16 protein-coding genes are annotated in these 20,213 nt (G+C 59.0%); 13 read left to right on the top strand and 3 right to left on the bottom strand.

The features are described 5' to 3' along the window. Positions 1 to 5 precede the first annotated feature (5 nt). The 9 genes from ROI90_RS17725 (at position 6) to ROI90_RS17685 (ending at position 10,356) form a co-directional block, all read left to right on the top strand. Entirely contained in the window at positions 6 to 518 is a 513-nt protein-coding gene (locus ROI90_RS17725; protein WP_243520488.1) for a YybH family protein, read from the top strand. Between the two features lie 102 nt (positions 519 to 620). Continuing rightward, positions 621 to 3,842, top strand: coding sequence for an efflux RND transporter permease subunit (locus ROI90_RS17720; RefSeq protein ID WP_243520485.1), 3,222 nt, complete (start codon positions 621 to 623; stop codon positions 3,840 to 3,842). Positions 3,843 to 3,845: 3 nt separating this feature from the next. After that, a complete protein-coding gene (locus ROI90_RS17715; RefSeq protein WP_243520483.1) occupies positions 3,846 to 4,157 on the top strand; it encodes a DUF6122 family protein in 312 nt (103 codons plus the stop codon). A 12-nt stretch (positions 4,158 to 4,169) separates the two neighbouring features. Continuing rightward, the gene (locus ROI90_RS17710; protein ID WP_315999686.1) at positions 4,170 to 4,799 is read left to right on the top strand and encodes an AraC family transcriptional regulator; all 630 of its coding nucleotides are present in this window, start codon (positions 4,170 to 4,172) and stop codon (positions 4,797 to 4,799) included. Between the two features lie 86 nt (positions 4,800 to 4,885). Next, positions 4,886 to 5,221, top strand: a complete 336-nt coding sequence (locus ROI90_RS17705; RefSeq protein ID WP_243520479.1) for a four-helix bundle copper-binding protein — start codon at positions 4,886 to 4,888, stop codon at positions 5,219 to 5,221. 162 nt (positions 5,222 to 5,383) lie between these two features. Beyond that, positions 5,384 to 6,028 (top strand): hypothetical protein, encoded by a 645-nt coding sequence (locus ROI90_RS17700; RefSeq protein WP_243520477.1) that lies wholly within the window; start codon positions 5,384 to 5,386, stop codon positions 6,026 to 6,028. A gap of 163 nt (positions 6,029 to 6,191) precedes the next feature. Further along, positions 6,192 to 6,398, top strand: a complete 207-nt coding sequence (locus ROI90_RS17695) for a heavy-metal-associated domain-containing protein (RefSeq protein WP_243520475.1) — start codon at positions 6,192 to 6,194, stop codon at positions 6,396 to 6,398. Between the two features lie 349 nt (positions 6,399 to 6,747). Further along, on the top strand, positions 6,748 to 7,956 hold the full coding sequence (locus ROI90_RS17690; protein ID WP_243520473.1) for a DUF2231 domain-containing protein: 1,209 nt from the start codon (positions 6,748 to 6,750) through the stop codon (positions 7,954 to 7,956). 6 nt (positions 7,957 to 7,962) lie between these two features. Then, the gene (locus ROI90_RS17685; protein ID WP_243520471.1) at positions 7,963 to 10,356 is read left to right on the top strand and encodes a multicopper oxidase domain-containing protein; all 2,394 of its coding nucleotides are present in this window, start codon (positions 7,963 to 7,965) and stop codon (positions 10,354 to 10,356) included. A gap of 19 nt (positions 10,357 to 10,375) precedes the next feature. Here ROI90_RS17685 and ROI90_RS17680 read toward each other — a convergent pair whose 3' ends face one another. Both ROI90_RS17680 and ROI90_RS17675 read right to left on the bottom strand, forming a co-directional pair. Then, a complete protein-coding gene (locus ROI90_RS17680) occupies positions 10,376 to 11,299 on the bottom strand; it encodes a toxin-antitoxin system YwqK family antitoxin (protein ID WP_315999685.1) in 924 nt (307 codons plus the stop codon). 59 nt (positions 11,300 to 11,358) lie between these two features. Beyond that, a complete protein-coding gene (locus tag ROI90_RS17675; protein ID WP_243520467.1) occupies positions 11,359 to 12,378 on the bottom strand; it encodes a hypothetical protein in 1,020 nt (339 codons plus the stop codon). 289 nt (positions 12,379 to 12,667) lie between these two features. Here ROI90_RS17675 and ROI90_RS17670 point away from each other — a divergent pair, with 289 nt between their 5' ends. The 4 genes from ROI90_RS17670 to ROI90_RS17655 all read left to right on the top strand — a co-directional run bounded on the left by ROI90_RS17670 (position 12,668) and on the right by ROI90_RS17655 (position 19,781). Then, complete coding sequence (locus tag ROI90_RS17670) at positions 12,668 to 13,693, top strand: site-specific integrase (protein WP_243520465.1); 1,026 nt, start codon at positions 12,668 to 12,670, stop codon at positions 13,691 to 13,693. 295 nt (positions 13,694 to 13,988) lie between these two features. Continuing rightward, the gene (locus tag ROI90_RS17665; RefSeq protein ID WP_243520686.1) at positions 13,989 to 16,382 is read left to right on the top strand and encodes an AAA family ATPase; all 2,394 of its coding nucleotides are present in this window, start codon (positions 13,989 to 13,991) and stop codon (positions 16,380 to 16,382) included. Positions 16,383 to 16,406: 24 nt separating this feature from the next. Further along, entirely contained in the window at positions 16,407 to 18,335 is a 1,929-nt protein-coding gene (locus ROI90_RS17660; protein ID WP_243520684.1) for a gluzincin family metallopeptidase, read from the top strand. A gap of 12 nt (positions 18,336 to 18,347) precedes the next feature. After that, positions 18,348 to 19,781 (top strand): ComEC/Rec2 family competence protein, encoded by a 1,434-nt coding sequence (locus ROI90_RS17655; protein ID WP_243520683.1) that lies wholly within the window; start codon positions 18,348 to 18,350, stop codon positions 19,779 to 19,781. On the opposite strand, the gene ROI90_RS21205 is transcribed toward ROI90_RS17655, so the two are convergent. Beyond that, a complete protein-coding gene (locus tag ROI90_RS21205; RefSeq protein WP_380230182.1) occupies positions 19,778 to 20,038 on the bottom strand; it encodes a Mov34/MPN/PAD-1 family protein in 261 nt (86 codons plus the stop codon). The two genes, ROI90_RS17655 and ROI90_RS21205, sit on opposite strands and share 4 nt — an antisense overlap. Positions 20,039 to 20,213 lie beyond the last annotated feature (175 nt).

Here is a 20,213-nt window from a genome sequence, read left to right as displayed (position 1 = left end):
TCCCCATGAAAAACCTCTTTGCCCTCGCGGTCCTGACCGCCACGCTTTCCCTCACCGCTGCCAGCGCCCAGGCCCAGACGGCTCCGGCCGCCAGCTCCGCCGCCGACGAGGCTGCCGTGAAAGCGGTGCTGACCAAGTACCAGCAGGCCGTGCAAAAGCTGGACACCACGGGCACCGCCCGCCTGTTCACGGCCAACTCTCAGGTGTTCGAGTCGGGCGGCGTGGAAGGCACCTACCGCCACTACGCCGAGCACCACCTGGGTCCCGAGCTCAAGGAGTTCAGCGCGTTCACCTTCAGCGATTACAAAGCTGCCGTGCAGGTAGACGGACCCTACGCATTTGCGACGGAAACCTATACCTACACCATCAACCTCAAGAAAGGCCCCCAGGACAAGGAAGCCAAAGCACCCATCGTGCGCCGCGGGGTGGCCACGTCCGTGCTGCGCAAAAACGCCGCCGGGCAGTGGCAAATCATGAGCACCCACTCCTCGGCCCGCACCCCCCGGGTCAAAAAATAAGCTATCCGGCGGGCCTGGGCTACCATCCAAGACGCTGCTGAATTTCCGGAGGGGAGGGGCTACTAGGCCACTCTCGCTTCTTCCTCTTTGCGCTAACAACCGATGCTTGACAAGATAATTCGCTTTGCCCTGCAAAACCGCCTGCTGATGCTGGCCTTTGCCGTGGGCCTCATCATTGCCGGCTCCTACACGGCTGGCCAGCTGCCGGTGGATGTGCTGCCCGACCTGGACCGGCCCCGCGTAACGGTGTTTCTGGAAGCGCCCGGCATGGCCCCCGAAGAGGTGGAAGCCCTGGTGACGCTACCCGTAGAAACGGCCCTGAACGGGGCCACCGGCGTGTCGGCGGTGCGCTCCAACTCGGCCATCGGCCTGGGCATGGTGTTCGTGGAGTTTGACTACGGCACCGACATTTTCACCGCCCGCCAGATTGTGAGCGAGAAGCTGCAAACCACCGGCGAGCAGCTGCCCGAGGGCATCACGCCGGTGCTGGGCCCCATTTCCTCGGTTATGGGTCAGATTATGCTGGTGGGACTGTCGGGAGGGAAAGAAACGAACGCGGCCGATTTGCGCACGCTGGCGAACTACACCGTGCGCCAGCGCCTGCTCTCCATTCCGGGCGTGGCCCAGGTCATTCCCATTGGCGGCGACAACCTGCAGTACCAGGTGCTGCTGGACATGCCGCGCCTGAACGCCACGGGCCTCACGGTAAACCAGGTAGAGGAAGCCCTGCGCCAGTCCAACCTCAACACCACCGGCAACTTCTTCGACCGCCAGGGCTCGGAAGTCCTCATCCGTAACCTGGGCCGGCTGCGCTCGGTTGGGGACATCGAAAATATCATCGTCGGCTACCGCGAGCAGTCGCCTATCCGCGTGGCCGACATTGCCAAAGTAGAATTTGGTGCCCGCTTCAAGCGCGGCGACGGCAGCGTGAACGGTAAGCCGGCCGTAATTCTCAGCATCGAGAAGCAGCCCGGCGCCGCCACCGTGGGCCTGACCGAAGCGGTGGAGAAAGCCTTGGTAGAATTGAAGCCTTCGCTGCCCAAAGACGTGCAGGTCAACACGCGCCTGTTCAAGCAGTCGGAATTTATCAAGTCGTCGATTTCCAACGTCGAGGAAGCCCTGCGCGACGGCGCCATTCTCGTGGTCATCGTGCTGTTTGCCTTCCTGCTGAACGTGCGCACCACCTTCATTTCGCTGGTCGCCATTCCACTCTCGCTGCTAGTCACGGCCCTGGTGTTTAGGGCGGCGGGCATCAGCATCAACACGATGACGCTCGGCGGATTGGCCATTGCCATCGGTGAGCTAGTGGACGACGCCATCGTGGACGTGGAAAACGTGTACCGCCGCCTGCGTGAAAACAAGCAAAAGGCTCACCCGCAGCCGGTGCTCAAGGTCATCTATGCCGCCTCCTCTGAGGTGCGCAATTCCATCGTGTACGCCACCATCATCGTGGTGCTGGTGTTCCTGCCGCTGTTTGCTTTGGAGGGCATGGAAGGCCGCATTTTCGCGCCCTTGGGCATCGCCTACATCACCAGCATCGTGGCCTCGCTGTTCGTGTCGCTCACCGTCACGCCGGTGCTCTGCTACTATCTGCTGCCGAAGATGAAGCAGATGGACCACCCCGAAACCGACGGCGGGCTGGTGCGCTGGCTCAAGAAAAAGGACACCCGCCTGCTGGGTTGGGGCCTGCAGCACCCTAAGGCCATACTCGGGGTAACCGGGGCGCTGTTCGTGGCGGCGATGGCGCTGATTCCTTTCTTCGGCACCGAGTTTCTGCCGCCCTTCAACGAAGGCTCGCTCACGGTCAACTTCTCGGCCCCGGCTGGCACCTCCCTCACCGAATCCAACCGACTGGGCAGCCTGGGCGAGCAACAGATGCTCAAGATTCCGGAAGTGGCCTATACCGCCCGCCGCACCGGCCGCGCCGAGCTCGACGAGCACGCCGAATCGGTGAACAACTCGGAAATCGAGGTGGCCTTCAAGACCGAGGAGGAGCTGGAAAAGGAAGGCAAAACCATGCGCAGCCGCGACGAGATTTTGGCCGACATGCGCGAGAAATTGAGCCTGATTACGGGCGTCAACGTCAACATCGGCCAGCCCATTTCCCACCGCTTGGACCACCTCTTGTCGGGCGTACGGGCCCAGGTAGCCATCAAGGTATTCGGCAACGACCTGCTGGAGCTGCGCCGCTACGCCAACGAAGTGCGGACGGCCGCTGCAACCGTGCCCGGCGTGGTGGACCTGCAAGTCGAGAAGCAGGTGCAGATTCCGCAGCTGCTCATCCGGCCCCGCGATGAGGCCCTGCGCGCCTACGGCATGGCCCGGGGCGAAGTAGTGCGCGACCTGGAAACCCTGTTTCAGGGCGCCGTCGTCTCGCAGATGCTTGACGGACAGAAGCGCTTTGACTTAGTGGTGAAGCTGCCCGAGCAGCAGCGTAACGACATCGCCGCCATTGGGCAGACGCGCATCGAAACGCCTAGCGGCGCCATGATACCCGTGAGCCAGGTAGCTGATATTGTCTACGAGCCGGGTCCCAACACCGTCAACCACGAAAATACCCAGCGCCGCATCACCATCTCGCTGAACGTGGCCGAGCGCGACCTGGGCTCCACCGTCAAGGAGATTCAGGCCAAGGTAAATGCGCAGGTGAAGCTGCCGCCGGGTTACTACCTTACCTACGGCGGACAGTTCGAGAGCCAGCAGTCGGCTTCGCAGAAGATTATGTGGCTGAGCTTGTTTTCGCTGGCTGGCATCTTCCTGGTCTTATTCTCGCACTTCAAGTCCTCGTGGATGGTGGGCCAGATTATGCTCAACATCCCGCTGGCCCTCATCGGCTCGGTGGTGGCGGTGCTGCTCACGGGTGGCACGTTTAGCATTGCCTCGCTGGTAGGCTTCATCACGCTCACCGGCATTGCCTCGCGCAACGGCATCATGATGATTTCGCATTACATCCACCTCGTGGAGCACGAGGGCGAGAAGTTCGGCATTCCGATGATTATCCGCGGCTCCCTGGAACGCCTGGTGCCGGTGCTGATGACGGCCCTGGTGGCCGCCCTGGCCCTGGTGCCGCTCACCCTGGCCAAGGACGCGCCCGGCAAGGAAATCCTGTATCCGGTGGCCACCGTGATTCTGGGCGGCCTGCTCAGCTCCACCTTCCTCGACATCATCGTGACGCCCGTGGTGTTCTGGCTGGTGGGCGAAAAGGCCCTGGCCCAATACTTCGCTTCTCACCAGGAAACGGGCCTGGACGACCACCCCCAAGAGCTCGACGCGCAGCCGCTTACGCCGGCTTCGGACCGGAATCCGGTGCTGCCCACCCGCTAGGTTATGCTGCACGCCTTTTTCCACATCACGGTACCGGGGCTGTACGCCCTGTCCTTCCACCGCCCCCACTGGCGGCGCGTATGGCTGGTGCTGGCCGCTGCTCTGCTGCTCGACCTGGACCACCTGTGGGCCACGCCCTTCTACGACCCGGACCGCTGTAGCATCAACTTCCACACTTTTCACACCTACTGGGCCATCGGCGGCTACGTGCTGCTGCTGCTGCCTGAGCGGACCCGCATCTGGGCCGTGGGCTTTCTGCTGCACATGGTGCTCGACTACACCGAGTGCTGGCAGCGCGGCATCTACCTGCCTTAACCTCCCTTCTTGATGCCTAATCGCCCCGATTCTGCTCCGCCCACTACTGTGCTTTACATCAAGCACATGGTCTGCGCGCGCGGTATCCGGGTGGTGCGGCAGGAGCTGGAAGGTTTGGGATTGCAGGTGCTCGACGTGCGCCTGGGCGCCGCCACGGTGGCGGGCGCGGCCGAAGAGCTGGACTGGCCCCGCCTGCGGGCCACGCTCGAAGCGGCTCGGTTTGCCTTACTCGAAACCTTTCACCAGACCCTGGTGGAACGGGTGAGCGTGGCGGTAAACCGTTTGCTGCGCGAGCCCGGCGAAAGCCTGCGGCACCGGGCTTTCGGGGCGGCGGTGGCCCGGGAGTTGGGCCTGACCCACGGGCAGCTGAGTGCGGCCTTTGCCCGCCTGGTGGGTGACAAGACGCTGGCGGCCTACATTCTAAGTCAACGGCTGGCTTATGCCCAGGAGCTGCTGCTTTCTTCTTCCCTGAGCGTGGGCCTCATTGCCCGGCGCCTGGGGTACGCCAGCCTGGCACACTTCTCCGGCCAGTTCCGGCGCCTGGCCCGCTGTTCGCCTTCCGCGTATCGCCGGCTGCTGCGCGCCGAAATGGTTTCGGTTGTGAAAGACGAGGCCCCAAATCATGCAAGGGAAGAAGATTAATATGTAAAACTGTGGGCCACAGAGCAGGTATACTTAGTCAGCTGCCCAGTTGGGCTGCCCTATTCGTTCACTTACACCTCTTAACCATGCATACCCAAAACCAAAGCCTGCTCGACGCCCTCAACGCCTGCATCGCCGCCTGTGAGCATTGCGCTACGGCCTGCCTGCAGGAAGACAATGTGAAGATGATGGCCCGCTGCGTCCTGTTGGACCGCGACTGCGCCGACGTGTGTGCCCTCACCGCCCGCCTCGTGGCCCGCGGCTCGGAGCACGCCGCCCATCTGCTACGCGAGTGCGCTGAAATCTGCAAGGCCTGCGCCGACGAATGCGAAAAGCACGGTGCCCACTCCGAGCACTGCCGCGCATGCGCTGAGGCTTGTCGCCGCTGCGAGCAGGCCTGCCGTCAGGGCATTGCCGCTTAAGTATTCTCAATACCTTGTGAAGCCAGTCCGTCGCGTACGGGCTGGCTTTTTCGTGAGCTACCACCTGGTAATTATGCTGGTCCGCGGCCTAATTCTGTACGCCTAGCTTATGCGACACTCCTACTTTTGCGGGGTCATTTACCCGCCTCAACCGCCCCGCCGATGACCCTGGCTCCCACCCTGCGTAAATTCATGCTCACCGCCCACATCACGTTTTCGGTGGGCTGGCTGGGTGCAGTGGCCGTGTTCCTGGCTCTGGCCATCACCGGCCTCACCAGTTCCGATGCCTTGCTGGTGCGCACGGCCTACCTGGCCATGGGGCTGAGTGGCTGGTTTATCATCGTGCCTTCCAGCCTGGCTGCGCTGGCCACCGGCGTGGTGCAGGCGCTGGGCACGCCCTGGGGCTTGTTCAAGCATTACTGGGTGCTGGTGAAGCTGGTGCTCACCGTGGGTGCCACACTCTTGCTGCTTTTGCACATGCAGCCCGTTACCTACTTGGCCGAAGTAGCTGCCAAAACCGACCTATCCGTGACTGACCTGCGCGGACTGCGCCTGCAGCTGCTGGCCGACGCAGCCGCCGCGCTGGTGGTTTTGCTGGCGGCCACCGCCATTTCGGTCTACAAACCCTGGGGGCGCATCGGTAAGTGGCGGCAGCAAAAGCAGGCTCACGCCCAAGCCGTGGCCGCGGGCCACGCAGATGCTCTGCCGACGCCCTGGGGCCGCTATTTGCTTATCGCCGGGTTAGTGCTGCTGGTGCTCTTTGCGGTGGGCAAACACCTGCTAAGCGGAGGCATGGGCCACCACTAAAAACATCGGTCAGTGCAGTGGCAAGCAGTCCGGTGGCGGAATAGCGGCCACAAATCATGCAAGCCTGAAGCTTAATTCTGTACCCCTAACGGTGCACCGCGCGCTAGTTTTGGGTGTTCTTATATCGAACCCGCCCGATTTGGGCGACACTTCCTTAACTCCCATGAAAACCCTTCAATTCAACACCAACATCAACTGCGGCAGCTGCATCAAAGCCGTAACTCCCACCCTCAACGGCGAGAAAGCCATCACTTCCTGGCAAGTGGACACGGTGAACCCCAGCAAGGTGCTTACCGTGACCGGTGACGTGACCGAAGAGCAGGTGCTGGCCTTGGTGGAAGATGCTGGATTCAAGGCGACTAAGGCCTAGTCATTCCAGTTGGGCTCCTGTGGCGCCTAGACCGCAACCATCAAAACCGATAAAACGCCCGGCCCCGCAGCCGGGCGTTTTGTGTTTTAACGTCCCTCTAAAGCAGCCTACCTCCAAGAACGATGCATTTGCTCAGCTACCGGGGTGCTTGAAATTATGCAACTGGTTGGCCCTTGGCGTGTAAACATTGGCTCGGCCCGGCTACGTATGGTACACTACAGAGAATAGCAACAAATCCCGGGCCGGCGGTCCGCACCGCCTCTCCATCGTCCATCGGGAAATGCCCCGGCGCTGCTGCTTGCAGTGAGCCGGGGTTTTTCCGTGCACCAGCCTTAGCTCATTCGGCTCTATGTTTTCAGATTTTCCCAATCTGCACCCCCTGGTGGTGCACTTACCCATTGTCCTAATTATGCTCGCCGCGGCGTTGCAGGCCCTGCTGGTATTTAAGGACTGGCCCCAGGTGCGCTGGATTGCGCTGGCGGTAATGGCCGGGGGCTTCGCCGGGGCGGTAGCGGCCAGCACCGTGTTTCATGCCATGCCCCTGGGCCTATCACCCCGGGCAGCGGCGGTATTCGCGGCCCACGAACAGTTTGCCAGCTACACTACCTGGCTCTCGGGCATCACGCTGCTGTTAGCCGGCATCGGGTTTTACTTTAAAGTGCAGCGCCGGGCCTACGAGGTGCTGGTGCTGGTGGCGGCAGTGGCGGCGGCCGGCGCGCTTTCCGTGGCCGGGCACCGGGGCGCGCAGCTGGTGTACGTGGAGGGCGTGGGTCCCCAGGGCAACCTGCTCGATAAAAGCCACGGCCACGGTGGGGAGGAAGAAATGCCCGGCATGGACATGCCGACTTCGGATGCAGACGCCCACAGCGAAGAGCCCGGCACAAGCGACGGGACTCGCCAACCAGCCGGCACACCGCCAGACAACGCCCAACCCGGCATGGAAGGCATGAACATGGACCCCAAGGCCGCCCAGCCAGGCAAGCGCAGCCAATCCATGGAGCCGATGGAAGGCATGAACATGCCCACCCAACCGCGGGGCAGCCAACGGCAGCCAGCACCGGCAGGCCGCAGCGTGCGGCCGGGGGCCATGGCGGATATGCCGGGAATGAACATGCCCGGCATGAGCACCCCGCGCCCCTCGGCCCAAGCGCCTGGCCGCAAAGCGCAGCCCGCTCAAATGGACATGGGCAACATGCCGGGCATGGACATGGGGCCCGCCCGCCCGAAAAACACACCCCGGAACCAACCTGCTATGGGCAACATGGGCACGATGAAGGGGATGGAGAACATGCCCGGCATGCAGCCCGCCGGCGGTCAGAAACCCGGCGCAACCCGCCAAGCATCAAACGACATGTCGGGGATGCCAGGCATGAAAAAGGGTGAGTCCATGCCCGGCATGGGCGATATGAAGGACATGGACATGAAAGGCAAGGATGGCAAGCCAATGGAGATGAAGGGCACCGGGACGATGCCCGGCATGGCCATGCCCAGCCCGATGGACAAGTTTCGCTTCGAGGACAACAACCCGGCGCGCAACCAACCCAAAAGCAATAACTAACTGACGATGCGAGTAATCCTTCTGCTGGCTGCGCTGCTGGCCACCTTGCCCGCCTGGGCCCAGAGCATGCCCGGCATGCGTATGGGCAAGGGCACCGAGCCCCACCTGACCCAGTCCGCGCCGCCGGCCGCCGAGCTGCAAGGCAAAGTCGTGACGCCCCGCAGCAGCTACGTGGGCAAACGGGTAGAATACGACCTGTACGTCGACGAGCGCCTAGTCAACTTCACCGGCCGCACCCGCCGGGCCATCGGCATAAACGGCCAGATTCCGGCCCCCACGCTCACCTTCAACGAGGGCGACACGGCCGTGATTCGGGTGCACAACCAGATGCACATGGAAACCTCCATTCACTGGCACGGCCTGCTGCTGCCCAACGAGCAGGACGGCGTGCCATACCTCAACACGGCACCGGTCGAGCCCGGCGGCACCCACACGTTTACGTTCCCCCTGATTCAGAGCGGCACTTACTGGTACCACTCCCACACCATGCTGCAGGAGCAGGACGGCGTGTACGGCTCTATCGTCATTCACCCCAAGCGGATTCCCTACGAGATGAAGGAGTACGTGCTGGTGCTCTCCGACTGGACCGACCACAAGTCCAAGGAGGTGCTGCGCTACCTTAAGCGCACCGGCGAGTGGTTTGCGGTGCAGAAAGGGGCCACCCAGAGCTACGGCGAGGCCCTGGCCGCCGGCTACTTCAAGGACAAGCTCAAGCAGGAGTGGGGCCGCATGCCGGCCATGGACCTGACCGACATCTACTACAACAAGTTTCTGACCAACGGGCAGGAAAAGGGCTACTTCAAGGACGCCAAGCCCGGGGAAGTGGTGCGCCTGCGCGTCATCAACGGCAGCGCCTCCTCGTACTTTTTCCTGCAGTACGCCGGCGGCCCCATCCAGGTAATTGCTGCCGACGGCATTAACGTGGAGCCCTTCCCGGTCACCAAGCTCGAAATTGCCACGGCCGAAACCTACGACCTGCTGGTCACGGTGCCCGCGATGGGCGCAGCCGAGTTTCGGGCCACGGCCAACGACATCACGGGCTACACCTCCACCTACATCGGGGAGGGCGAGCCGATGAAAGCGCCTGACCTGCCCCGCATCAACTACTTCCAGATGATGCGCGAAATGGGCAGCATGGGCAACATGAGTGGCATGGACATGGGCGGCGCCGGCATGACCAAGCAGCAGAGCGGTGGGGAAATGAAAGGCATGGGCATGTCGGGCCAGAAGCCGGCCAGTGGCTCGCAGATGCCAGGGATGGACATGCAGCACGGCTCGGCACCCGCCACCACGGCCCCCTCGCCGCAGAACCGGCCAGCGAATGCCCAGGAAAAAGCCGGCAAAAGCATGGGCAGCATGCAGGATACGGGCGGCATGGCGGGCATGGACATGGGAGGAATGGCCGGAATGAGCGGCAGTGCCGGTGACTTCAACTACAACCAGCTGCGGGCCCTCAACCCCACCACGCTGGATTCCACCAAGCAGTGGCGGGAAATTAACCTGACCCTGACCGGCAACATGCTGCGCTACGTGTGGTCGTTTGACAACAAGACTTTGTCCGAGGCCGACAAGATTCCCATCCGCAAGGGCGAGAACGTGCGCATGACCTTCACCAACACCACCATGATGCGCCACCCGCTGCACCTGCACGGGCACTTTTTCCGGCTCGTCAACGCCCAGGGCGCCTATTCGCCGATGAAGCACACCTTCGACATCCAGTCCATGGGCAAGGTCACCATCGAGTTCGATGCCAACGAGGAGCAGGACTGGTTTTTCCACTGCCACATCCTTTACCACATGATGGCCGGCATGGCCCGCATCGTGAGCTACGAGGGCACCCCGCAGAACCAGTACGCCCGCACCGACTACGAGGAGCTGAAAAAGGAAGACAACCGGCCCTACCTCTGGGCCGACCTGATGGCGCACTCGCAGGGCGCTTTCCTGGAAACTACCCTCACCAACAACCGCAACGCGCTGGAATTTGAGGGACGGGTGAACTACCAGGGCAACTTCGAGACCGAAACCCACCTGCTGCGCTACCTTGATAACCGGCAGTTTCTCGCCGCGTTCGTGGGCTTTGACTACCGCAACAACCGCACGTTGCTGGCGGAGGGCGAGCGCAACACCAAGAACAACCGGCGCGTGTTCGATGTGGGCGCCTACTACCTGCTGCCGCTGCTCGTGCGCTCGGAGCTGCGCCTGGACAGCAACGGCAAGGTGCGTCTGCAGTTGGAACGCACCGACCTGCCCCTGAGTAACAACTTCTTCGCCGACCTGCTGGTGAACACCGACCGTGAGTACAACGTCGCCTTCCGCTACATGGTCAGCAAGTACTTTTCCCTGAGCACAAACTATGACAGTGACTACAAGTGGGGCGCCGGCCTGACTATTCACTACTAAAGGCAGAAGCCGGCGCTGCTTATTTACAGGCTTTCACCAAGGCTGTCACGCTCAAGGTAGCGGTAGCGTCGGCGCGGTAATTATCGTTGTTCACGCAGACGTACAGGCGGCGCGTGCCCGGTGGCAGGGTGATAGGCCGGGTTTCCTGGGGCGTGTTGCTGGCCACCCGCAAACACGAATTGGGGATGGTAATTGAGCCTTTCGTATCCATGAACTGCTGCACCGCCGCCGGGTCCGTGGTGATGTACCAGCGGCACTTGGTGCTCACCGTCGGCGTGGGCCCGGTGTTCTGCTTGGAGAGCGTGGCCGATACCATGGATAGCAAAGCAACCGTGCCCGTGGCGGGGTTGCTCAGCGCGCTGGCCAGCCCGATGGCCGTGGACCACGACGGGGCCGTTTCGCCGTCGCGGATGTCGAGCTTGTACACGATGCCGGCCGTGCCCTCCGGCACGTCCACTTCAAACACTTTCCGACTCAAATGCACGCAGGTACTGCAATGGATGGTGGCATTGCTCAGGGGCAGGGCATCCTCGGTTGTATAGATGCACTTGATTTCGCGTCCGTTGGGCTGCCAGCTGCGAAAATCCGATTGCTGCACTCCGTTCAGGTAGGTGCCTCGGAAGCTGACCTGGCCGTTTTCGTGCCAGCCGCAGCACAGACCGGTCGGCTTGTCCGGTGACTCGCTGGCCATTTTGCCCTCCCACTGCTTTTTCCACGAGGGGTAGAAGTAGTCCCGCACGGTGCCCACGGTTTTACCGGCTGCGTCGTGGCGGGCAATGCGGGCGTAGCTGACTTCCTCCAGCGTTTCGGTGCGCTCCCAGTCGCGGTCAAAGTAGACCGTATCGGCCGGGGGCAGAGTAACGGCGGCAGGCTTGGGCCGCTGGGCCAGCGTTGGGAGACTTACTAGTAGAAGTAGAAAGGGTAGAAAGTAGCGTTTTGCCATAAATGGGAAAGTAAAATGGGCCTTTTATTAATATATAACCTTTAGAAGCATGACACCAGCTATTCCTTATGCAAGCTTGGCTGTTCAGGAACAGATGAACTTAAGGCATCGCGCGACTCACTTAAAGCTTTGATGGTCTTGCGAATATCACCAGAAGCAAAAGCTGCTTGAAAATCTAACGCATCTTTCTTCAAGTCGGTGAAGACGACGGAAGCATCCTTGAGCAATTCGCGAAGGTTTTTGCCTTTGGGAGTGAGAAAGCGATTATTTTCACTGAGCCACTCTTTCAAGGGACGTACATATTGTTCCATATACAATTCAAGTGGAACCACCCGAGCATTTAGCTTTCCGTAATCCAGCAATAAGTCATTTAGCTTGCCTAGCTCCGCTTCTGCAATGATTTGGGCTGTAGGGTCAGCGCGCTTGATGATACGCTCCGTTCGGGAAGCATCATATTCATCCAATAAAGCAGCCACATCGTTGGATGACTTTTGCACTTGTTCTTTGAAGCGCAAATGGCGCTGGTACGCACTATCTCTATAGCGTTCGAACGAGTCTCGCACTGCGCCAACGCGAGCGGTCAAAGAATCAGTAAGCGAAAGCATGCGTTTATAATTCTTTTCATGCTCAGCGTTATCGGCAAATAGGGCATTGTAAGCATGGAAGGTAGCTTCACTGTCTGCCCTGTTCAGACGGCCTACAGAACCGCTAACGACTAGCCCAAGTCGTTGAATAGTTGTGGGCGCCGCAGCTATCTCAGACACGAACTTGTCCAATGCGTCCGCTTGGGCGGTAGCATACGTTAAAACGTCTTGCAGAACGCCAGCAAAATAGCTGAGGTGTTCTTGATGCTTTCGGCGTGCAGCTTCCTTTTCACTTCGGTTAGAGGCCCATACCTGCAGTTTGTAGACATAATACGCGGCAACCAAGCCTAAGAACGCACCAAGCGCGGCACCTAATACGTTGACTTTTATGTCTGTAGCGTTCTCCGTGAAGAAAGAAATGGTATCATTCCAATGAGTTGTAATCCATGTTGGCTCGGACACTGAAACTTGCTGCGTTTTGCCCACCTGCTGCATATAAAAGACTGTTTGATTGTAGCTCTGCGATAAGTTCTAAGCTGAAGCCAGCGAATCCAAGTTTGAATGTAGGCGTTAATACAGCCTTCAAATGTAAGTTGAATTGGTCTTGTGCGCTTATGCCAATTTTGGTATTTGAATCCATTATGTTCTCTGTTACCACAGTCCTCTTCAACTTGCATTAATTACCGTCGATAATTAAGACTTATCGACGGTAATTACCTACTTTTGGAGCAGCAGTCATTTTTCTTCTTTCGCGGGCTTTCCGCTGTGGCTACTCCTTATATATATGTTCCACCTCCCCGCGCCAGTTCCTCAACCATTCGGAGCCAGCCTGTCCTCCACGGTTTCGTCGGCCGCGTCCGCTTACCTGGACGCCGGCCTGCAGGGCGCAGATAACACACGCCGGGCCTACCTGTCGGACCTAGGCGTGTTCGACCGGTTCTGCGCCGAGCACAACCGCTGCCCGCTGCCAGCCGACGTGGCGACGCTCATCGAGTACGTGACCTTCCTGGCCGACACGCCTCCCGAGCCCCGCGCTAATGCCCGGCCCACCACGGCACCCCGGCCTCCGCGCAAGTTTGCAACCCTCAAGCGTCACTTGGCCGCCATTCAGAAAAACCACCAGCTGCGCGGCTACGACTCGGCCGTCGCGGCACCCGAACTGGCCGCGGTGCTCGATGGCATCGCCCGTCTCAAGGGCAAACGCCAAAAGCAGGCGCCGGCCTTCACGGTCGACCATCTCAAGCAGGTGATTCGCGGATTGGACCGCGCCACGCCCGCTGGACTACGCGACCGGGCCCTGTTGTTGCTGGGATTCGCCGGTGCTTTCCGCCGCTCGGAACTCGAAGCCTTGGACGTCGACCACGTGCGGCTCACCTCGAAGTCCCTGCTCATCGACATGGGCAGCAGCAAAACCAACCAGTACGGGGAGCTGGAAAACAAAGCGGTGTTCTACGCCCCGGACGAGTTGTTCTGCCCGGTGCGGGCGGTGCTGGAATGGAAAGAGTTACTGGGACGAAATACTGGCCCCTTGTTCGTGCGCTTGGCCCGGGGAGCGGCCGGCGAGCCCTCGCGCCTGAGCAAGCATCGGCTGACAGCAAAGGGCATGAATGAGCTGGTCCAAAAGCATTTTGGGGCGCACTTTACTGCTCACTCCTTACGGGCTTCCTTCGTGACGGTGGCTGTCCAGAAGGGCCAATCCAACAAGGCCATTAAGAACCAGACCAAGCAAAAGACCGATGCGATGATTGAGCGCTACGCTCGCCTCAACGATGTGGAGGACTTTAATGCTGCTCAGCATTTAGGGCTTTAACTTTAACCTGCAGGAACTCGGGCAAAGTGCGCCGTAACCTACCTTAATTCACTTATATTCTCCTCTAAATCGCAAATGCCCCAGTCATTATCCGCCGCAACGGGCCCGCCGCCTACCGCCAACGAAGAATTAGCCGCACAAATAGTGTCGGCATTGCGTGCTGACGAGTTTATCAGTGCTTCAGACGAGGAGGCAGCTACTGTGCTACTTACGACTGGGAATGCCAAAGCCGGTGACTGGCACCGGTTGCTCGAAAAGAGTCAATCTGCACCTTCACCCTCTACCAATACCGACCATGCCACAACGCATTACGCATCTTAAGCTCACGAACTTTCGTGGGGCGACGCAGCCGGTTACGGTAAAATTCACACCTGAAAAGGGCGGGTTGAAAACCAATGTCGTGGTCATCTTCGGTGAGAACGGCACGGGCAAATCAACCATCGTAGATGCACTTGATGTGGTCGGTAACGCCTCTTTTGGTTCACTGCTTCGTCCTGGTATCCAAGCCCCCCAAAAGCACGTTGCCTCGCTTACCAAAGATGCTCAGTCAGTAGAGGTTGAGCTGACAACGAAAGCTGGCCACACGTGCAAGGCTAAATTGAGCGGTAAAACAGTGGTCCTCACCGCAGGAAGCCCCGACACTATTATGCCCGAGATTCGGGTTTTGCGGCGGCGTGACTTGCTACAACTCATCGAGGCCACACCGGCAAAACGCTACGAGGCCATTCAAGAGTTTATTGCCGTGACTGGCGTGGACAATGCAGAGGCGGCGTTGCGGACTGACTGCAATACTGTAGAAAAGCTTTTTAATAACGCTGAATCTGCCAGAGCGCAAGCTGAGAAGACCCTGCGCGCCCTTTGGGAACAGGAAAAACAGTCGGGAGAGCCAGATAGTGACCCACTAGCCTGGGCCACGTATCGAGCGGCGGAAAGTACTGGAGACCTACAAGACCAACTGGACAAGTTGGCAAAGGGGCATGCCGCCATGCAACAGGTAGCAGCTATTGTTACCCAGTGGCAAAATGCCCAAACGAATTACATCAAAGAGAAAAGCACGTTGGATGCAGCTGAGACTGCTTTACAGGACCTGAACCAAGGTGCCAATGAACGCAGCTCTGACCTGATTAGCCTACTAAGCTCAGCTGAGCGCTACTTAGCATTGCCTGCTGACCCAAGCACCTGTCCATTATGTGATAATGGAGTGCAGGCAGATGAACTTCGCCTGCGCATTCAGTCACAACTTGAGCAGCTGCAGACCTCCCGCTCGCTGCTACAAAAGTTAAGTGATGCGCAAATTCGTCTAAAAACGGCGGCCGATGAGAATGTCCGTTGCAACCGGGAAACGGTCCGGGTAGCGAAGGTTCTAACTACGCACTTTGCGAGTTACGAACCAGCAGCGGTAGGGACACTGAGTCTAGATTGGAAAGCACATGAAGCCGAATTGGCCGTTGCAGAGCCTAGCGATACCACAAGCGCTTCTATTGTCGCCCTCAGTGAGCGTTTAATGGCAATAAGCGAAGCGGTAGGAAGCGAACACGAGAGTCTGCAAACTCGACTTACCGTTTATAATAACATCAAAACGCAGGCCCGTTTGCTGAACGAGAGCACGGCTGAAGTGGCTAGGCTAAACACCAGCTTAGAAAGGCTGCGCGGTGCATGCACTTTGGTCGTTAATAAGCGGCGTGAATTTGTACAAACCATTCTGGATGATATCATCGGTGAAGTAAACACCCTATATCAAGCCATACACCCCGGTGAAAAAATCGGTCTTCACCGCCTCGAAATGGATGATGTCAAAAGGGCTTCGCTCGAACAGCAGGCCACTTTTGAAGATAAAAGCGGCGTCGTGCCACAAGCTTATTTTAGCGAATCTCACCTCGACACGTTTGGTTTTTGCCTCTGGTTAGCGCTAGCCAAGCGCGACAACCCGAAGCAGATCGTGCTCGTGCTCGACGACGTATTTACCTCTGTTGATGCGCAGCATTTCCGCCGCATATCCGACTTGTTGGCCGCACAAGCATCAAATTTCCAACAAGTCATTGTGGCCACGCACAACCGACTCTGGCACGATTACTATAAAATAAGTGGCGCCGGTGTGCACCTCCTCAAGCTCGAACGCTGGACTTTAGCCCGTGGTTTGCGGCCTCATGAAGACCAAATCTTGATAGCCGAATTGGCATTGGCATTGGAAGCAGACATATTTGACCGGCAAGCGGTAGCGTCTAAAGCCGGCGTCCTGTTGGAAAATGTGTTGGATAATTTGGCAGCCTACTATGAGTGCAGCTTGAAATACAGGCCTGGTCGTGGGCACACGCTAGGAGACTTACTCCGCACCACCAAAAAGCTATTTCAAGAAGCCAAAGTGCAGCGGGTGCGGCGCGATGCTCAGGGGAATCCCATAGCACCCCATCTGGAAGAAAACTGGATAAAGATTGCGCTGAAACGGCACCACGAAAAGCTCGATGCAATAAAGCTTATCCGCAATGAGGTAGGTGCTCACTTTAACTCATTGGGCAACGACTGGTCGGATAACGACGTGCGTGAGTTCGGCCAAGCCGCCTACGACCTAGCCGAGGCCTTGGCTTGCCAGCAATGTGGACATATGCCCAAGAACTTACGTGCTGACCACCGTGGGTGCGGTTGCGACGCCAAGCACCAAACGCGCCTCTTTCCGCTAAGCCTTAATTAAGTTGACCTAGCACAGTTTCTACCCATGGCTTCGTACCCTGTACCACCTAAGCGCCGCCTGCGGGTATTTGCGTTTGACCCGAGTCTTACGACCAGGCTTGATACCGTTGCCATCAACCAGCTCACGCTTTCGGTGGCCTGGGAAAACCTAGAGCCGGGGCCAGTAGGCGAATACTTGGAGATTGTGGATGTGGACCCGGCGTCGGGGGCAGCTTATCCACCAGTAGACTTAAACGACCCCTATCTACTCGCACAAGATGGCTTGGCTCCGTCAGAAGGTGACCCGCGCTTCCATCAGCAGATGCTGTATGCCGTGGCCATGATTACCATTCAGCGGTTTGAAGAGGCTCTTGGTCGGCGGGTGCTCTGGTCTGTCCCCCGGCAAGGCCACGCCGGGCCTGACCGATGGCAGTATGTGCAGCGGCTCCGCATTTATCCGCATGCACTGCGCGAGGCCAACGCCTACTATAGCCCGGACAAGAAAGCGCTGTTATTCGGCTATTTCAATGCTACCCCCCGGCAAGCGGCCTTGGCATTGCCTGGGGGTTTGGTGTTTACCTGCTTGTCGCACGATGTTATTGCGCATGAAGTCACGCACGCGCTACTCGATGGCATGCATCGCCGCTTCGCCGAGCCGAGCAATCCGGACGTGCTGGCCTTTCACGAAGCCTTTGCCGACCTAGTGGCACTGCTGCAGCACTTTTCTTATCCGGATGTACTGCGTCATCAACTAGCCCGTACGCGAGGGGACCTCGCCAGCCAAAATCTACTTGGCGAGCTGGCCCAAGAATTTGGGCAGGCTATTGGCTCGCATGGGGCTCTACGTGACACTCTCGGCAGGCACGACCCGGTTACAAACGCCTGGCATCCTGTGGTACCCGACCCGCTGGCCTTAAGTCAAGCCACCGAGCCACACGCCAGAGGCAGCATCTTGGTAGCGGCGATTTTCGGCGCCTTCCTGCAAATCTATCAGACTCGTACAGCAGATTTGCTCCGTATTGCTACGGCCGGCACGGGTATTCTGCCAGCTGGGGCCCTGCACCCCGACCTTATTAATCGACTGGCACAGGAGGCCGCTAGCGCGGCCCGGCACATGCTGCGGATGTGCATACGGGCACTCGATTACTGCCCTCCCGTGGACCTGACCTTTGGTGACTACCTACGGGCACTTATCACGGCCGACCGGGATGTGGTCGCTGATGATACGCTTTATTACCGCGTAGCCCTTATCGACTCCTTTCGACGTTGGGGTATTTACCCGGAAGGGGTTCGTAACCTATCCGAAGAAAGCCTGCTTTGGGAGGCTCCTACAGATGAAGAAGCAACTGCTTTAGCCAATGCGCTGGGTGACGCAGCTGTCCTGCGAGGCCTATGCCCGGACTGGGGGCTGTCGTCTAACCGGCGGGCAGTTTTTGACCAGGCCCAAAGGAATCAGGAAAAGCTACAGAATGGATTATTTGACCCGCCTCATTTGGCCGCTGTGCGTGCCCTAGGTCTCACCATCGGCCCCGAGGTGCCGGCATCCTTTTTCCCAAGTTCTACTTTTAAGGGCTACCCGACCATAGAAATTCATGCGGTGCGCCCGGCAAGGCGCATCGGTCCGAGCGGGGAGGTACGCACCGACTTAGTCATCGTAGCAACGCAGCGCCGGCGCGGCTACTTCGATGCTGCCACTCAAGCCAAAGTAGACCAGGGCCTCATGGAGCCGCCAACCGCAGACTTTATTTTTCGCGGGGGCTGCACCCTACTCGTTGATTTGGACTCGGGAGCGGTGCGCTATGCTATTCGCAAGGATGTGCTGAGCGAGCAACGGCTCGAACAACAGCGACGGCACCTACAACAACAGTGGATTCCAGCGGTGCGCGGCACCTATTTCGGTAGTCGCGGCGAGCTAAAAGAGGATGGCCTGCCAGAGCCTTTTGCGATGTTGCACCGCCAAGGCGCTCAATCATAACTCTACCACACCATGGCTGCACTACTACTGCCCCCACCAACGGGAGCTACTATTCGAATGTATCGCTCAGGCGGGCTAGGTGACTGCTTTTTACTGGCTTTTGCTGGGCCAGGTGAGTCTCCCTGCTATGTGTTAATTGATTGTGGCGTCTTCTTCGGAACTGCTGGTGCGCAACAGCGCATGCAACTCATTGCCGCCGACATCGAGGCTTCCACCGGGGGGCGTTTAGATATTCTGGTGGCCACCCATGAGCATTGGGACCACCTTGCGGGCTTCAGCTTTGCCAAGGAAGTGTTTGAGCGCCTGCACATCGGCGAAGTGTGGGTCGCTTGGACCGAAGACATGCAAAACCCACTGGCGCGTCAGCTGCGTGAAAACCGGCAACAGGCTCTGACCGCTCTGGTAGCGGCCACCCAACGCATGCAGGCAGCCAACGACCCACGGGCCGTTGAACTACAAGAGGTACTGGCATTTCACGGCGAAATGGGAGCGGCTGCAATGGCCAGTACGGCCGAGCAGATGCAGTTTGTGCAGACTCTTGGACCCGTGCGCTATTGCTGGCCTGGGCAACCGCCCCGTGCTTTGCCTAATTCCCCTGCTGTGCAGACCTACGTACTAGGTCCACCACAAGATGAACTACTGCTCAAGCGGTCTAATCCGCGAAAAGGACAGGTGTACGAGCAAGCCAGACCACAAGCCTTTGCGGACCAGGAGGCCAGCTTACGCTCCGGCGGCTTTTATGCGGCAGCGTTGTCAGACAATATGGCGACAGACGCGCCCTTCAACCAACAGTTTGTGCTGCCCCTTGGCAGTTTGGCCGACTCGCATAAGCAGATAGAGCACGCCCATTTTTTCCGTGACCACTACGGCTTTAAGGGCGTAAGTGAAGGTGGTCCCGCTTGGCGGCGCATCGACCAAGACTGGCTTGGGGCAGCCGAGCACTTGGCACTTGACCTAGATAGCGACACGAACAATACCAGCTTGGTATTAGCCTTCGAGTTGCCGGGTGGCAAAGTGTTGCTGTTTCCTGGCGATGCGCAAGCCGGAAACTGGCTATCGTGGGCAGATGTGCGGTGGCAGGACGGCGGTAAATCAGTTAGTGGGCTTGATTTACTTCGCCGGGTAGCTGTCTATAAAGTAGGGCACCACGGTAGCCACAACGCGACGTTATCGGTGCAGGGCCTTGAGCTTATGGAGCGAGAGGACTTAGTGGCCCTGGTGCCGGTCGACGAGGAACAGGCTCGCCGTAAGCGGTGGGCCATGCCATTCGGTCCACTCTACGAACGGCTACAATCCAAAACGAAAGGCCGCCTGTTACGGGCAGATACGGGAATACCTGCCCGCCCTGAAGGGGTATCCGCCAGCCAATGGCAGCCTTTCCTGGACCAGGTGCGGGAAGATACCAGCGCCGAGCGACTGTGGGTTGAGCTGCACATCACGGCCTAAATTGGTAGGCGATGCTCTGCACCAGCTGCAATATCGGCTACGTACCATCCCGTAGTACCATGCTCCCCAGCAATGGCCATTACCGCTGGTAACCCGTCTGTCAGGCGTTCGTGCTGCAGGTAAGCGAACAACTCTTTGTCATCCTCACTGGGCCGTACGCTGCACCGGTCCGGATGGGAATGCCATTCGCCGACGTATACCACCTGGCGCCCCGTGCATTCGCTGATTCGAGTCAACTCCTCCGGTACGCCTTCCACACCCCGGTAGTAGGCCGTTGGCCATTCTTGACTATGGGGTTCTTCTTCCAACGGGATACTGTTGGCGAATTGGTTTTAGGTCATTGCCGGAGGCATCAATCGCTCAAAAGCAGCCTGACGAGTCTGGGCTAACGGCACGGTATTTAGCCAGTCCACGATCCGCCACAGATTCACC

Origin of the sequence: Hymenobacter endophyticus (genome assembly GCF_032464715.1) — a bacterium.
GTDB lineage: Bacteria > Bacteroidota > Bacteroidia > Cytophagales > Hymenobacteraceae > Hymenobacter > Hymenobacter endophyticus.
This window is presented reverse-complemented; position numbering and strand designations above follow the sequence as displayed.

Excerpts from the sequence above, each read along its gene's own strand:
- ROI90_RS17705 (WP_243520479.1), top strand. The coding sequence starts at position 4,886 with ATGCATACCCAAAACCAAAGCCTGCTCGACGCCCTCAACGCCTGCATC.
- ROI90_RS17680 (WP_315999685.1), bottom strand. The coding sequence starts at position 11,299 with ATGGCAAAACGCTACTTTCTACCCTTTCTACTTCTACTAGTAAGTCTC.
- ROI90_RS17690 (WP_243520473.1), top strand. The coding sequence starts at position 6,748 with ATGTTTTCAGATTTTCCCAATCTGCACCCCCTGGTGGTGCACTTACCC.
- ROI90_RS17695 (WP_243520475.1), top strand. The coding sequence starts at position 6,192 with ATGAAAACCCTTCAATTCAACACCAACATCAACTGCGGCAGCTGCATC.
- ROI90_RS17710 (WP_315999686.1), top strand. The coding sequence starts at position 4,170 with ATGCCTAATCGCCCCGATTCTGCTCCGCCCACTACTGTGCTTTACATC.
- ROI90_RS17720 (WP_243520485.1), top strand. The coding sequence starts at position 621 with ATGCTTGACAAGATAATTCGCTTTGCCCTGCAAAACCGCCTGCTGATG.
- ROI90_RS17665 (WP_243520686.1), top strand. The coding sequence starts at position 13,989 with ATGCCACAACGCATTACGCATCTTAAGCTCACGAACTTTCGTGGGGCG.
- ROI90_RS17670 (WP_243520465.1), top strand. The coding sequence starts at position 12,668 with ATGTTCCACCTCCCCGCGCCAGTTCCTCAACCATTCGGAGCCAGCCTG.
- ROI90_RS17660 (WP_243520684.1), top strand. The coding sequence starts at position 16,407 with ATGGCTTCGTACCCTGTACCACCTAAGCGCCGCCTGCGGGTATTTGCG.
- ROI90_RS17725 (WP_243520488.1), top strand. The coding sequence starts at position 6 with ATGAAAAACCTCTTTGCCCTCGCGGTCCTGACCGCCACGCTTTCCCTC.
- ROI90_RS17675 (WP_243520467.1), bottom strand. The coding sequence starts at position 12,378 with ATGCAGCAGGTGGGCAAAACGCAGCAAGTTTCAGTGTCCGAGCCAACA.
- ROI90_RS17685 (WP_243520471.1), top strand. The coding sequence starts at position 7,963 with ATGCGAGTAATCCTTCTGCTGGCTGCGCTGCTGGCCACCTTGCCCGCC.
- ROI90_RS17715 (WP_243520483.1), top strand. The coding sequence starts at position 3,846 with ATGCTGCACGCCTTTTTCCACATCACGGTACCGGGGCTGTACGCCCTG.
- ROI90_RS17700 (WP_243520477.1), top strand. The coding sequence starts at position 5,384 with ATGACCCTGGCTCCCACCCTGCGTAAATTCATGCTCACCGCCCACATC.
- ROI90_RS17655 (WP_243520683.1), top strand. The coding sequence starts at position 18,348 with ATGGCTGCACTACTACTGCCCCCACCAACGGGAGCTACTATTCGAATG.